Origin of the sequence: Paenarthrobacter sp. OM7 (assembly GCF_029873575.1) — a bacterium.
Taxonomy (GTDB): domain Bacteria; phylum Actinomycetota; class Actinomycetes; order Actinomycetales; family Micrococcaceae; genus Arthrobacter.
Genome location: NZ_CP123579.1, coordinates 1,464,413 through 1,478,393, shown reverse-complemented (window position 1 = coordinate 1,478,393; position 13,981 = coordinate 1,464,413). Strand labels below are relative to the sequence as shown.

14 protein-coding genes are annotated in these 13,981 nt (G+C 63.7%); 5 read left to right on the top strand and 9 right to left on the bottom strand.

From position 1 onward, the window contains the following. Positions 1 to 43 precede the first annotated feature (43 nt). On the top strand, positions 44 to 805 hold the full coding sequence (locus tag QEH68_RS06940; RefSeq protein ID WP_280627509.1) for a hypothetical protein: 762 nt from the start codon (positions 44 to 46) through the stop codon (positions 803 to 805). A 170-nt stretch (positions 806 to 975) separates the two neighbouring features. Next, the gene (locus tag QEH68_RS06935; RefSeq protein WP_207596801.1) at positions 976 to 1,641 is read left to right on the top strand and encodes a GNAT family protein; all 666 of its coding nucleotides are present in this window, start codon (positions 976 to 978) and stop codon (positions 1,639 to 1,641) included. A 104-nt stretch (positions 1,642 to 1,745) separates the two neighbouring features. Here QEH68_RS06935 and QEH68_RS06930 read toward each other — a convergent pair whose 3' ends face one another. Both QEH68_RS06930 and QEH68_RS06925 read right to left on the bottom strand, forming a co-directional pair. After that, a complete protein-coding gene (locus tag QEH68_RS06930; protein ID WP_207596800.1) occupies positions 1,746 to 3,140 on the bottom strand; it encodes a PhoH family protein in 1,395 nt (464 codons plus the stop codon). Positions 3,141 to 3,377: 237 nt separating this feature from the next. Next, positions 3,378 to 4,184 carry an isoprenyl transferase gene (locus QEH68_RS06925; RefSeq protein WP_207596799.1) on the bottom strand — a complete coding sequence of 269 codons (807 nt, stop codon included), beginning with the start codon at positions 4,182 to 4,184 and terminating at the stop codon, positions 3,378 to 3,380. A gap of 108 nt (positions 4,185 to 4,292) precedes the next feature. On the opposite strand from QEH68_RS06925, the gene QEH68_RS06920 reads away from it, so the two are divergent. Further along, on the top strand, positions 4,293 to 4,934 hold the full coding sequence (locus QEH68_RS06920; RefSeq protein ID WP_280627508.1) for a hemolysin III family protein: 642 nt from the start codon (positions 4,293 to 4,295) through the stop codon (positions 4,932 to 4,934). 16 nt (positions 4,935 to 4,950) lie between these two features. Here the strand turns inward: QEH68_RS06920 and QEH68_RS06915 are convergent, their stop codons facing one another. The 3 genes from QEH68_RS06915 to mca all read right to left on the bottom strand — a co-directional run bounded on the left by QEH68_RS06915 (position 4,951) and on the right by mca (position 8,438). Then, the gene (locus tag QEH68_RS06915) at positions 4,951 to 7,107 is read right to left on the bottom strand and encodes a thioredoxin domain-containing protein (RefSeq protein WP_280627507.1); all 2,157 of its coding nucleotides are present in this window, start codon (positions 7,105 to 7,107) and stop codon (positions 4,951 to 4,953) included. Next, positions 7,085 to 7,429, bottom strand: a complete 345-nt coding sequence (locus QEH68_RS06910; RefSeq protein ID WP_207596796.1) for a hypothetical protein — start codon at positions 7,427 to 7,429, stop codon at positions 7,085 to 7,087. The genes QEH68_RS06915 and QEH68_RS06910 overlap by 23 nt, the downstream gene beginning before the upstream one ends. Before the next feature lie 103 nt (positions 7,430 to 7,532). Further along, positions 7,533 to 8,438 (bottom strand): mycothiol conjugate amidase Mca, encoded by a 906-nt coding sequence (gene mca / locus QEH68_RS06905; RefSeq protein WP_280627506.1) that lies wholly within the window; start codon positions 8,436 to 8,438, stop codon positions 7,533 to 7,535. Between the two features lie 74 nt (positions 8,439 to 8,512). Between mca and QEH68_RS06900 the strand changes: the two genes are divergently transcribed. Both QEH68_RS06900 and greA read left to right on the top strand, forming a co-directional pair. Continuing rightward, positions 8,513 to 8,971, top strand: a complete 459-nt coding sequence (locus QEH68_RS06900) for a DUF4307 domain-containing protein (protein WP_280627505.1) — start codon at positions 8,513 to 8,515, stop codon at positions 8,969 to 8,971. Between the two features lie 152 nt (positions 8,972 to 9,123). After that, positions 9,124 to 9,618: a transcription elongation factor GreA gene (gene greA, locus QEH68_RS06895; RefSeq protein WP_011774015.1), complete on the top strand. Its 495-nt coding sequence runs from the start codon at positions 9,124 to 9,126 to the stop codon at positions 9,616 to 9,618. 86 nt (positions 9,619 to 9,704) lie between these two features. Here the strand turns inward: greA and QEH68_RS06890 are convergent, their stop codons facing one another. The 4 genes from QEH68_RS06890 to QEH68_RS06875 form a co-directional block, all read right to left on the bottom strand. Further along, entirely contained in the window at positions 9,705 to 10,319 is a 615-nt protein-coding gene (locus QEH68_RS06890; protein ID WP_207596793.1) for a rhomboid family intramembrane serine protease, read from the bottom strand. A gap of 13 nt (positions 10,320 to 10,332) precedes the next feature. Continuing rightward, positions 10,333 to 11,571, bottom strand: a complete 1,239-nt coding sequence (gene ilvA, locus QEH68_RS06885) for a threonine ammonia-lyase (RefSeq protein WP_089594164.1) — start codon at positions 11,569 to 11,571, stop codon at positions 10,333 to 10,335. Between the two features lie 3 nt (positions 11,572 to 11,574). Beyond that, a complete protein-coding gene (locus QEH68_RS06880; protein ID WP_207596792.1) occupies positions 11,575 to 12,855 on the bottom strand; it encodes an AI-2E family transporter in 1,281 nt (426 codons plus the stop codon). Positions 12,856 to 12,940: 85 nt separating this feature from the next. Beyond that, complete coding sequence (locus QEH68_RS06875) at positions 12,941 to 13,909, bottom strand: aldose 1-epimerase family protein (RefSeq protein ID WP_280627504.1); 969 nt, start codon at positions 13,907 to 13,909, stop codon at positions 12,941 to 12,943. Positions 13,910 to 13,981: the final 72 nt, after the last annotated feature.

Sequence of the window (13,981 nt, the reverse complement as noted above, 5' to 3'; positions counted from 1 at the left end):
GCTTGGCCGCGGGCACGCTTGAATGGCTGGGTAAACTGTGGATATGGGGAGCTACAGCGCAGCAGGACCGGGGGTCGACTTGTCCTCCACATTCCGGAATCTCTGCCGCTCTTCGCCGTGGAAATGGACGAGCCTCCGCTTCGAATACCTGGAGCGGCCCGGGACGGGCGCCTCCATGGTCCGCGCATGGCTGAGGCGGCCGGGCGCTCTTCGCCTGGAAACACCGGACGGCCAATTGCTGCACAGCACCACGGGCATCAACGACTCCCGGGATGATCTGTACGTGTCCTCAACACGCCGCTCATGGTTGCTTCCGGCCCATCTGGTGACGCCTGTTTACGACGACGCCGGACTGGTCAGGCGACGCCCGGAGGCCGCGTACGGTGAGCCCTCCTTCGGCAACGGGCGCCTTGCCGCCGCCCTCGATCCCGTGGAACTGGCCGGCAACGCGCCGGTTCCCCTCGAATTTCCGGACACAAACCCCGTCTTCCTGGAACAACCCCGGGAAGTGGACCACGAGGGCCGCCTCGCGTTGGAAACCATCGTGACCCGCAGCAGGACCTATGTTCCCTCGGATCCTGCCGAGCCTTTGGCCCACATTGGACGAACATTGATCAGGATCGACGCCGATACGGGAGTTTGTGTTGCCAGCCAAAGCCTGGATGGGGACTCGTCCGGAAAGGGACATTGGCTGAAGATCCTCGCCGTGGACGAGTACATGCTGGACGACCTTTTCCTGGCTGAGTCCATGAACCTCACGGACGTACGCCGCCACATCCCGTGGGACATCGGCCCGGCCGCCTGAACAGCGGTACCCTCGGCAGGCGTCGAGGGGTGAGCTCCCGGCAGTATCGAGGGTGCGCCAATGTCCTGGGATCCAACCCCTCGGCGAGCATGGTGGGCGGGTGGCGGAAGCTTAGGAGCCTCCCTGCGATGTGACTCGCATGGCTCCCCCCGCCGGGCTAAGCTACGGCGATGACATCCCTGGCAGACATCTGGCCCCCGTTCGGACTCACCCTCACCACCGCGAGGTTGACCATCCGTCCAGTTTTCGACGACGACATCCCCGCCGCCGTGGCGGCCGCGCGTTCCGGAGTCCACGAGCCAGGCAAGAGCCCGTTCAGCACCCCGTGGACCGATCTGCCGGCCGACGAGCTCGCCCCCAACATGGCCCAGTGGTACTGGCGCTGCCGCGCCAACTTCACCAAGGAATCCTGGACCCTCCTCCTTGCCGTGTGGCACGACGACGAATTCCTGGGAGTCCAGGACATCGGCGCCAAGAACTTCAAAACCCTCAAGACAGTGAGCACGGGATCCTGGCTCAAGCAGTCTGCACAAGGCCAGGGCTTCGGCAAGGAGATGCGCGCCGCCGTCGTCAGCTATGCCTTTGACTACTTGGGCGCCGAGGTAGCCGAGTCCGAGGCTGCCTCCTGGAATCAACAGTCCCTGGGCGTCTCCGCCAGCCTCGGTTACGAGCCTAACGGCATCTTCCGCGATGGGTGGGGAGACACCGTCCAGGAAGTCCAAAAAGTCCGCCTCACCCCAGCCACCTTCAAACGCCCGGACTGGACCCTCAAAGTCCAAGGCCAGGAAGCCCTTTCCTCTTATCTCGGAATCGGACAACTTCCGGCGGGTGACTGAAAGGCGAAGGCCAGGCATCCGGCAGCATGCGTCAAAAGCGAGGAACGAGCTGGCACGCAGAGGATGTCTGGCCTTCGCCGTAGGCGGGCACCGCGTCGATGGGGTTAGATCTCAGCCCCTTCGAGCAACTCCGTCACCAGCGCTGCAATCGGTGACCGCTCCGACCGGGTCAGCGTGATGTGCCCGAACAGCGGGTGGCCCTTGAGTGTCTCGACGACAGCCGCAACACCGTCGTGCCGCCCTACCCGGAGGTTGTCCCGCTGGGCGACGTCGTGGGTAAGGACGATCTTGGAGTTCTGCCCGATGCGGCTCATGACGGTGAGGAGGACGTTTTTCTCGAGTGACTGTGCTTCGTCCACGATCACGAAGGCGTCGTGCAGCGAACGTCCGCGGATGTGGGTCAGCGGCAGGACTTCGAGCATGCCCCGATCCATGACTTCCTCAACGACTTCCTGGCTCACCAGTGCGCCAAGGGTGTCGAACACGGCTTGGGCCCAGGGGTTCATCTTTTCGGACTCGGATCCGGGGAGGTAGCCGAGCTCCTGGCCGCCTACGGCGTACAGGGGGCGGAAGACCACCACTTTGCGGTGCTCACGGCGTTCCAGGACTGCTTCCAGGCCCGCACACAGTGCCAGCGCGGACTTGCCGGTGCCCGCACGCCCACCGATGGAAACGATGCCGACGGCGGGGTCCATGAGCATGTCAATGGCGAGCCGCTGCTCGGCCGAGCGTCCGTGGAGGCCAAAGACGTCGCGGTCGCCCTTGACGAGGCGGACTTGTTTGTCGGCCCCTACCCTGCCCAGCGCGGACCCTCGGTTGGAAAGAAGGACCAGTCCGGTGTTGACGGGGAGTTCAGCGGCAGCTGGGATGAAAACCGGTTCGTGGCCGTAAAGGGTGGTGATTTCGTCGTCGTTGGCTTCGACCTCGGCCATACCGGTCCAGCCGGAGTCCTTGACGAGTTCGTTGCGGTACTCGTCGGCTTGAAGTCCCATGGCGGATGCCTTGACGCGCATGGGGAGGTCCTTGGAGACCACGGTGACGTTGTGGCCTTCGTTGGCCAGGTTCTTCGCCACAGCCAGGATGCGGCTGTCATTGTCGCCTCCGCGGAATCCTGCCGGCAGCACCTCGGGGGAAATATGGTTCATTTCCACCCGCAGCATTCCGCCGTCCTTCCCGATGGGAATGGACTGGTCGAGGCCGCCGTGTTCGATCCTCAGATCGTCCAGGAGCCGCAGTGCCTTGCGGGCGAAGTATCCGAGTTCGGGATCGTGGCGTTTTCCTTCCAGTTCGCTGATGACCACGATGGGGACGATGACTTCGTGTTCAGCGAATCGCAGCAATGCATGGGGGTCGGACAGCAGGACGGACGTGTCGATCACGTAGCTGCGGCCTGTGACGGACTTTTTGGTCCGCGCTGTTTGTGGGACCCGCTTGGCGCGAGAGGTAGCTGCACTTTCCCCGTCGGAAACCACTGCGGGCAGTTGCTCAGAAATAGCCACATCGACTCCAGCCCCGGGCAGTTCGCCCGGCCTAATGGTGAAGCGGCTCGGCCGGAAGGCCGGGCGTGGCCTCCCATGTAACTGGTGCGATGATCCGCTCCATGTACTGGCCTCCCCGATCAGCGGGCGGTTTTGCCTGCTGATGTAATTAACGTAATCCCGCACACATTCATTTCCGCAACCCGCGGTCGGCAAGTCGCATGTCCGGTTCGTTAATTTTTGATGAACCGGGCCGCCCTATGCTCCGTAGCGGCGCTGGCGCCCGGCATAATCCCTGAGGGCCCGCAGGAAATCAACCTTACGGAACGCCGGCCACAGTGCCTCGCAGAAGTAGAACTCGCTGTAAGCGCTTTGCCACATCAGGAAACCGGAGAGCCGTTGCTCGCCGGACGTGCGGATGACCAGGTCAGGATCAGGCTGGCCGCGGGTGTAAAGGAACCGGGAGATGTCGTCCACCGAGAGTTCATCTGCGACGTCGGTCATAGTCCGTCCCTTGGCGGCGGCATCGTGCAGGAGTTCCCGGACGGCGTCGACAATTTCGCGGCGGCCGCCGTAGCCCACGGCGACGTTGACGTGGATCTTTTCGTGGACCGGCGTGCGGGCTGTCAGCTTGTTGAGGCGCTCGGCCAGATAGTCCGGCAGGAGCTCGGGAGCGCCCATGGCGTGGACGGAGACGTCCTCGTCTTCGTCAAGGCGGTCCATGGTGTTCGCGATGATGCCCATGAGGAGGTCCAGCTCTTCACCGGAGCGGTTCATGTTGTCCGTGGAAAGCATGTAGAGCGTCACAACTTTGACGCCCAGTTCCTGGCACCAGCCGAGGAACTCGTGGATTTTGTCTGCACCGGCCTGATGTCCCTGGCTGGTGGGTGCATTGAACTGGCGTGCCCACCGACGGTTGCCGTCCACCATGACACCGATATGCCGTGGGATTTGGTCTTGTTTGAGGGAGCGCAGAAGTTTGCGCTCATAGAAGCCATAGAGGAAACCGGGCAGCTCCACCGGACTCTCACCTGACTTCCTTGCTTGTACGACGACGACGCACATCCTAGGCTACCTTCCCCAGCTGGCGAGCCGGTGCAGTCGGTGATGAAAAATCCCTCCGGCTGTTGTTACCCTGCGGTAACTTACCGAAACGTAAGTTATGGTTTAACCATGGCTGAGCTCCTCGAAACCAAGCCCGCCTGGCGCGGGTGGATCCATGCTGCAGCGGCTCCCTTTGCCCTCGCTGCAGGGATCCTGCTGGTGACCATTGCCCCGACCCCGGACCGCAAAATCACGTCCGCCATCTATGCGCTGACCGGCTTCCTCCTGTTCGGCGTCAGTGCTGTCTACCACCGGGGAAACTGGTCCCCCAAAGTCCGCATGGTCCTCAAACGGCTGGACCATACGAACATCATGTTGGTCATTGCCGGAAGCTACACCCCGCTGGCCTGGTCCCTGCTGGAACGCTCCGAGGCCGTCACTCTGCTGTGGCTTGTCTGGTCCGGAGCGATCGTCGGGGTGCTCTTCCGGATTCTCTGGACGCACGCACCGCGCTGGCTGTACGTTCCCGTCTACATCGCCCTCGGCTGCGGAGCGTTGTTCTACTTGCCTCAGTTCTTCGCGGCCAACGCCCCTGCCGCGATCCTGATCTGCGTGGGCGGTGCCTTGTACATCGCCGGCGCGGTGTTTTACGCCACCAAGAAGCCCAACTTCAGCGTCAAGCACTTCGGCTTCCACGAACTCTTCCACGCCTTCACCGTGCTGGCCTTCGCGGCCCACTTCATCGCCATCATGCTGGCAGTGCTGAGCTAAGCCGAAAGGGACCTGCTCAGTCGCCTGATCCCATGGCCGCCAAGCGCGCCCGGACAGCAGCTGGCTCCCCCAGCGGCCTTTCGCACACCATGTCCCGGCACAGGTAGACCTGCGGTAAACCGTCCGGTGTGCCTGACCTGTGGAGAAGCAGCGGCACGCCGGTATCCTCAACCGGGGCCCCGGCGTCGTCCTCCTGCACAGCGACCACCAGCCCTGGGCTGGCAGACGTCAACAGCGTGTGGTGCAGTTCGCGCTTCAGCAACGAATCCGGGCCTGCGACGGCGGCCTCCACCGGCCCTGCGAGCGCGGCTTGCGCGGTGGCCAGGAGCCAACCGGCGACGCGCGGCGCCTGGGTGGCGAGAGGCGGGAGCAGGCCAAGGATGTTGCCCGCCATGAGCCGGTGCCCGTGGGATCCGGAGTAGGCAGCGTAGGACAGGAGAACGCCGGCGAAGCCTGCCGCTCCGCTGGGTGTGGCGTTGTCGAAGGGGTCCAGCGCTGCGTGCTGACCCTGGGCGTTGAAGACCTGCGCAGACTCCCCCGTCGAGTCGGCAAGCTGTCCGTTTTCCACGAAGCGGGCGCACGCAGCCAGCACCAACTCCTCCGCGAGCAGGTACCAGCGTTTGGTTCCCGTCACCGCATAGAGGGCCAGGAAGCCATCCGCACAGAACGCGTAGTCTTCCAGCAGACCTCCAATTCCACGTGCTTGTGAGTCATGTGAGACGCGGACCAGCGTCTTCGTTTCATCGTTCCAGTGGACGGTGGCGAGGTACCCGGCCACGTTCTCCGCCGCCGACACCAGGTCCGGGCGGCCCAGAATGGCACCCGCCTCGGCGAGTCCGGCTACAGCGAGGCCGTTCCAGCCGGCCACCACCTTCTCGTCCCTGGCTGGCTGGTTCCTGAGGTTGCGCGCAGTAAGCAATACCGGCGCCACACGCCCCCACAGCCGCCGATCAGCGTCGGACAGCTTCCGCGCCGGATGGAGTGGCGAGCCAAGGTCCGACACTGTACCTTCGGCGCCAATGTTCATCATGCGAGCCACCTGCAGGGCGTCATCGGCGCCCAGGACATCCGCCAAGGATTCCAGGGTCCACAGGTACGTTGCGCCCTCGTGATGCACTTCGTCAATGACCGTGTCGGCGTCCAAGGAGGAAGCCACAGCGCGGCCTGGCAGCCCCAGTGACTCCAGCATCCAGTCTGCGCACCGTGACGCCACAGCCGCCGCTTCGTCGGCTGAATAGACCTCGTTGCCACCCAACCGCACCCAGTGTGCATAGACACGGAGCAGTTGGGCGTTGTCGTAAAGCATCTTCTCGAAGTGGGGCACGGACCAGTCCGCCGTCACCGAGTAGCGGGCGAATCCGCCGTCGAGCTGGTCGCACAAGGCCGAGCGCGCCATGCCCGCCAACGCTCGTCCAGCCATGTCCTTGGCGGCATCCGCCGTATCGGAGGGCACCGCCGCGTGCCGGATGAGGAACTCGAGAACGGCCGACGGCGGGAACTTGGGGGCGCTGCCGAACCCGCCGGCGTCGGGGTCTTCAGAGCGCGCCAACAGCGCCACGGCGTCCGGAAGGAGGGAAGCATCCAGCAACCCGGGCGGTTCGTCGAGCCGCACCGCCGCGGACAGTTGCCCATCAGCCATGCTGGCTGCAAGACCCCGGGCGTTCTGCTCCACTCCGTCACGACGCTCCATCCAGGCTTCATGGACGGCTTCAAGAACATTGCGGAAGGACGGCCTGCCGGGCAGCGGAACGGGCGGGAAATAGGTTCCGGCGTGAAAAGCGAGCCCGTCCGGGGTGAGGAAGACGGACATCGGCCAGCCACCTTCACCACTGATGGCCTGGGTCGCGGCCATGTACACGGAGTCGACATCCGGACGTTCCTCCCGGTCCACCTTCACCGGGACGAAGTGGGCATTGAGGTAGTCAGCCGTTTCCTGGTCTTCGAAAGACTCGTGGGCCATGACGTGGCACCAATGGCATGCGGCATAGCCGATGGAAAGAAAAACCGGGACATCACGTTCGGCGGCGAAAGCAAAAGCTTCGTCGCCGAACGGACGCCAGTGCACGGGATTGTCCGCGTGCTGCCGCAAATAGGCAGAAGGTTCCGAGCCCAGGGCGTTGCTGGCCCAGGGCGAACCGTTACCGGTGGATTCAGCGGGTCCGGGGACCGGCATCGTCGTTCTCATCCGAGGCGCCGTCACCTGCAGACTGCGCGCCAGGGGCTCCGGGAGTGCCGCCGTCGGCAGCTTGGCCGGCCTCCGCAGCCTGGCCTTGCTCAGCCGCCAGGCGTGCTTCCTCCACCTGCGCGCGGTACCGGACGCGCCGGATGCGTCGAACCATGTCCACAATGAGGAACGTGGTCAGGATGACGATGAAGGCCGTGAGGACGAAGCCCCACGTACCGGGCGTCACCTGGTCCTCGGACAGGCCGGGCCGCAGCGTGCCCGAGGGGTTGGGCGACGGGGTGACGGTCAGGGCGAGAATCAAGTGGTGCACGTTCAAACCTTCTATGGGAGCTGATGCATGCCGACAGGCAGCGTAGCCGGAAGCTGGTTGGCCTGGCGACAATTTCTACGGGCGATAGAAACTGCCGGAGTTCCTATCTTATCCCCGCGAACAGGTCCTTCTCCGGCAGCTCGGACGGGACAGTGGACTTGATGAGCGTGTAGTCCTCCCACGGCCACGCAGTGCGCTGCAGATCCGGCGATACCGCGAAGAAGAACCCCAGGGGATCGATCTGGGTGCGATGCGCCCGGAGTGCGTCGTCGCGCGCCTCGAAGAAATCGCCGCAATCCACCTGGGTGGTGGTCTGGTGTCCCGGGGGAACGGGAGTATGGCCCTCGGCATCGGCCTCCAGCCACGCGGCAAGTCGCTCAGCGTAAGGAGACTGCAATCCTGCCTCTTCCAACGCAAAGTGCAGCGCACGGAACCGTTCCGGACTGAAAGCACGGTCATAGTAGAGCTTGCTCGGGGCCCACGGCTCCCCCATGCCCGGGTATCGGTCCGGGTCACCGGCGGCATCAAAGGCTTCCACCGCCACCTTGTGGGCCATGATGTGGTCCGGGTGCGGGTAGCCCCCATTTTCGTCGTAGCTCAGAATCACGTGCGGCTTGAAACTGCGGACCAGCCGGACCAGGGGCGCCGTGGCGCGTTCCAAGGGCTGGAGCGCAAAGCACCCCGGCGGCAGCGGCGGCAGCGGATCACCTTCCGGAAGGCCCGAATCCACAAAGCCAAGCCACCGCTGCTGGATTCCCAGGACGGCAGCCGCATTCGCCATCTCCAGTCGCCGGGCACCGGCCATGTCCCGTTTGGGGTGGGGCGCGTCTTCCATGGCCGGGTTCTGGATGTCACCGCGTGAGCCATCAGTGCACGTAGCGACCATCACGTCTACTCCCGCGGCGGCGTACATTGCCATGGTGGCCGCGCCCTTGCTGGACTCATCATCAGGGTGGGCATGGACGGCGAGCAGCCGCAGCTGCTGGTCGGAACTGCTGGACGCTGTCACGTGACGGCTCCTCTTTCGTGGATCAAGCTGTGTGGGCGGTGATGGGGCGCCGGGATCGGCACTAAACTGGACGGGTGACTTCAGAGGACCTATCGGCCACCCAAGTACCGGCAAGCACCAGCCTAGCCAATCGCTACGGCGGTCAAAAGCGCGCCATGAACCGCAAAACCAAGCGGAACATCGTCATCGGCGCCCTGGTCATCGGGATTGGGTTCGCCGCCTATGTAGCAACCGGATCCGCACAAGCCCCTGTCACCTTCAAGGACATCGGTTACAGCACCGTGGACGGCACCCAGGCAGAGGTGGACTACCAAGTCACCAAATATCCCGGAGCCACAGCCAAATGCGCCATCAAGGCACTGGACTCCAAATTCGCGGTAGTGGGCTGGAAGGTAGTGGAAGTAGGCCCCTACGATCCGCAGGACGACCCCGACGGCGGCAGCACCACTGTCCAGCGCACGGTCCTGCGTACCGAGTCACCGGCTGTTTCCGGAGTGGTGGACAATTGCTGGATCACGGACAGCGGCAAATAACAATCATGTGACCCATGACTCAACCGGTTTGGGTTCGTCCAAAGGATTTACTACAATGGATGAAACCTTCACCCCGTTAAGTTGGTTACTGAGTTCCACGAGTGGCCACCTCGGCGGGGTCTTTTGCATTGTCAGATCTAGAGGAGAAATCCGTGTCTACCACCAATAGCGCCACTGCGGCTTGGCTCACCCAGGAAGCTTTCGACCGCTTGCAGGCTGAGCTGGACCACCTTTCCGGCGCTGGCCGGGCGGAAATCGTCCAGAAGATCGAAGCTGCCCGCCAGGAAGGCGACCTGAAGGAAAACGGCGGCTACCACGCAGCCAAGGAAGAGCAGGGCAAGATCGAGGCCCGCATCCGCCAGCTCACCGCACTGCTTCGCGATGCCCAGGTTGGCGAGGCCCCTGCCGATGACGGAATCGTTGAGCCTGGAATGCTGGTTGTTGCCCGCATCGCCGGTGACGAAGAGACGTTCCTGCTGGGCTCCCGCGAAATCGCCGGAGACTCCGATTTGGACGTCTTCAGCGAGAAGTCACCCCTGGGTGCTGCCATCATCGGCCACAAGGAAGGCGACAGCCTGAGCTACGTCGCCCCCAACGGCAAGGAAATTCAGGTGGAGATTGTCTCCGCCAAGCCTTACGTCGCATAACCAGCGGCTCACCGGCCCGAAATACACGACGCCGGCCCACCCCTTCGCGGGGCGGGCCGGCGTTTTTGGTGCGCGGCTGGTGGGAGTCAGGCCGCCGGCGTGGACTTGGGACGTAACAGGACGGCTGCAATGACGCCGCCAACGGCTCCGCCGAGGTGCGCCTGCCAGGAAACGTAGCCCATCACCGTGGGCAGCACGCCGAAGAGAATGCTGCCGTAGGCCATGAACAGCACCACCGAGAGCAGGATCTGCCACCAGTTCCGGTTGAAGAATCCACGGACCAGCAGGAACGCGAAGAATCCAAAGACCAGCCCGGACGCTCCCACCGTGACCCCTCCCCCGCCGATGAGCCACACAGCGAGCCCCGAGCCCAGCCAGCTGAAGGCCAGTGCCGTGATAAAGACGCGGAGGCCTGACAGGAACACCAGGAAACCGAAAATGATCAGGGGCAACGTGTTGGAAAGCAGGTGGTTGAAGTTCGCGTGCAACAGCGGGAACGTCAGGATGTCCAGCACCCCGTCCATGGAACGGGGGCGCAGGCCAAAGGTGAAGTTCAAGCCGTGGCGCATCAGCGTGTTGAGGATCTCGATGACATAAAGCAGGATGACGAAGCCGCCCATGAAGAGCAGGCCGCCCTTCGCCCGCCCGGCCAGCGACTCCCGGTCCGCTTCTCTGGATCCTTCAGGCGTTCCCAGCACCATGGTGCTCCTCCCGTCAGTGCACCACGATCGGCTGGAAGCCCTCGGCCCGCAGTGCGCCGAGAACCTGCTCCCCGTGTTCGTGGCCTTTGGTTTCCAGGTTGATGGTGATGGAGACGTCCCCCATGCTGATGGAGCCACCCAAGCGGGTGTGATCCAGCCCGGTGACGTTGGCATCGTTTTCGGCAATGATCCGCGCGATGGTGGCCAAGGAACCCGGACGGTCATCGAGCATCATGCGGACAGTCATGAACCGGCCTGCGGCCGACAGACCGCGCTGGATGACTTTGAGCATGAGCATGGGATCGATGTTGCCTCCGGAAAGCACTACGGCGGTGTTTCCCGGGTTTTCGATCTTGCCATCCATCAGCGCGGCTACTCCGACGGCACCTGCAGGCTCAACCACCATCTTGGCCCGCTCCAGGAGGAAGATCAGCGCCCGCGCCAGGGAGTCTTCACTGACAGTGACAACATCGTCCACCAGCTCGCGGATGATGCTGAAGGGCAGCTGCCCCGGACGGCCCACGGCAATGCCGTCAGCCATGGTGGTGACCTTCTTGAGCGGCACCAGTGCGTCAGCGGCCAGCGACGGCGGGTAGGCGGCAGCGTTTTCAGCTTGGACGCCGATGACCCGGATCTCACGGCCGAGCTCCTTGGCCCTGGCTTTGATGGCCACAGCCACTCCGGCCAGGAGTCCACCGCCGCCGACGCCCATCAGGATGGTGTCCACGTTGGGGATCTGGTCCAGAATCTCCAGTCCGATGGTTCCCTGGCCTGCAACAACGTCCACATTGTCAAAGGGATGGACAAACACAGCACCGGTCTCGTTGGCGTAGCGCTGCGCTTCGGCCAGGGCTTCGTCCACGTTGTGGCCGTGCAGGATGACTTCTGCGCCGTGGCTGCGGGTGGCCGCCAGCTTGGGCAAAGCCACACCAAGGGGCATGTAGATGCGGGCGTTGATGCCCAGGCTCTTTGCGGCCACCGCCACACCCTGGGCATGGTTGCCTGCGGAGGCCGCCACCACGCCGCGCTTCTTTTCGTCCTCGGTCAGCCGGGCCATGCGGACATAGGCGCCGCGGACCTTGAAGGAGCCCGCGCGCTGGAGATTCTCACACTTGAAAAAGACGTTGCCGCCCACGAGGCTGCCAAGAGCACGGGACGACTCCACTGGAGTCTTGGTAATAATGCCCTCGAGCAACTCCTGCGCCTTGAGGACATCGTCCAGCGTGACGGGCAGGGTTTCGAGGGTATTCACTGACTATTCTCCTTTAGTGGTGTCGGCGGCAGGGCCCTCAGCAGAGGGGCGTCCTGCAGCCTTGTTCTTGCCTGCGATGCCTTTACCGAGGCGGGATTCGGGCTTGGGGAGGTGAACCTCCTTGAAGTTGGCGTCTCCGCTCGGCCCCGCAGAAGCGGTTGCCGGCTGAGGCTCCATACCGCCCAATCCTTCATCATGTTCCCACGTCCGCCCGGCAATGTACCGAACCGCCGTGTTTACTACGGCGAGCAACGGTACCGCGAACAGTGCCCCCGGGATGCCTGCGAGGTAGGAGCCTGCTGCCACCGAGAGGATCACGGCCACGGGGTGCAGCGAGACAGCCTTGCCCATCACCAGCGGCTGCAGGATGTGGCTTTCGAGCTGCTGGACCAGCAGGACGATTGCCAGCATGATGAGCGCGTTGATGGGCCCGTTGGCTACGAGCGCAAGAAGCACCGCGATGGCTCCGGTAACAAGGGCACCCACTACCGGGATGAAGGAGCCGATGAAGACCAGGACCGCCAAGGGAAGTGCGAGGGGAACCTGGATGATGGCAGCGCCCACGCCGATGCCCACAGCATCCACGAATGCCACGAACATCTGGATACGCACATAGCTGACCATGGACGTCCACCCGCGACGCCCTGCGCCGTCAGTGGCCTTTCGCGCGGTCTTGGGCAGGAGACGCACCAGGAAGGCCCAAATCCGGCTGCCCTCCAGCAGGAAGAAGATGAGGATGAACAGTGCCAGGACGAGTCCCGCGGCAAAGTGTCCGGCAGTGCTGCCAAAGGACAAGGCGCCACTCAGGATACTGCTGCTATTGTTTTGCAGCGCGTTGGCGCCATCGGCAATGTACTGGTCTATCTGGTCTGCGGTGAGGTGGAGGGGACCATCGGCCAGCCACGTCTGGATCTGTTGGATTCCGGCCAGGGCCTCCTGCCAGAGTTCGCCGAAGCCGGAGACAAGCTGCCTTCCCACCAGGGCCAGGGCGCCGGCGATAACGCCGATGAAGGCCACCACCGTGATGGCCACGGCGGCCCCGTTGGGCACATTGCGGTTGCGGAGCCACGCCACCACCGGATACAGCAATCCGGCCAAAAGGGCGGCCACCATGACCGGGATGATGAGGAAGCTGACCTTGCCCAGCAGCCAGACCAGGGCACCAATCATGAGCAGGATCAGTCCCGCCCGCCACGACCAGGCAGCAGCAATTCGCACCCCGTAGGGGATGTCTTCGGCAATTTGGCGGTCAGAGCGGGATTTGGCGTCCGGTGTTGGCGTCATGAACCCATAATTCCGTAGGCCACGCCGTATGGGAAACCGGCCCGCGCAGCTGTTATCAAACGCTGAGGCAGCACGTACAAAAAGCTCAGAGGGATGCGGTGATGCCCCAGCTCATGGTGAACGCCTCGCCGGGGGCCAGCCATCGCAGGCCGTCGCCGCTGTTGAAGGCGTTGGCGGGGCCTGTCATCGGCTCGAGGGCCACAGCTTTGGAGCGGCCCGGGAAGGTATCAGTGACAAAAACATGGACGTACGGGGACACCTCGTCCTGCTCAAGGCTCACGCTGCGGCCATCAGGCGCTGTCAGCGTGTGGCGGGCCACGCCGCCGTCGTACGCCAGGTCCGTCAAAGCGACATCAACCAGCAGGTCATTCACCGCTGTGCCGGCGGAAAGATCGAACTGTCCATCTGCTTCAGCCGTGCTGCGGGGAATCAGCCGCTCGTCGGCCACCAGCCGGGTACGGGCTTTTACGGTCAGGACCAGGTCCTCGGTAGCGACGTCACCGAGGCGCAGGTAGGGGTGGGCCCCGAGCACAAAGGGCGCCCTGCCCTGGGAATCGTTGACCAAGGTCTGCCGGACGCGGAGATCCATGGCCTCGTCCAGCTCATAGCGGACCACGTGCCGGACCAGGAACGGGTAGCCGTGCTGCGGGAACACGGTGGCTTCGAGCGTCACGCTGAACTCGGATTCGTCCACCAAGGCGTAGGCGGCATTCCTCAGCAACCCGTGGCTGGCGTTGTTGCGGGAGACTTCGGTGATATCAAGTTGCTGCTTCTTACCGTCGAGGTACCAGACCCCGTCCTCCACGCGGTTTGCCCATGGCGCCAGGGTGATGCCCGTGGCGCCCGGAGGAATCTGGTCGTCATCGTAGCTTTCCGTCAGTTGCACACCGCGGCGGGAGTAGAGGCGCAGCCCGGCGGCGAGTTCGGTGATGACGGCGAGCGCATCGCCCCTGCGAAGCTCGAATTGCCGGCCCGTGGCGAAGCGGCGGGATTCGGAGGGGAGCGCGTTATCGGCGGGTGAAGGCAAGGCAGGCATGGCAATACCGTACTTCATTTCGAAACCCGGAGCTCCACCTTCAATGTTAGCTTTTGTTAGAAACTATGCGCTTTTGATCGGTTGTGGAAC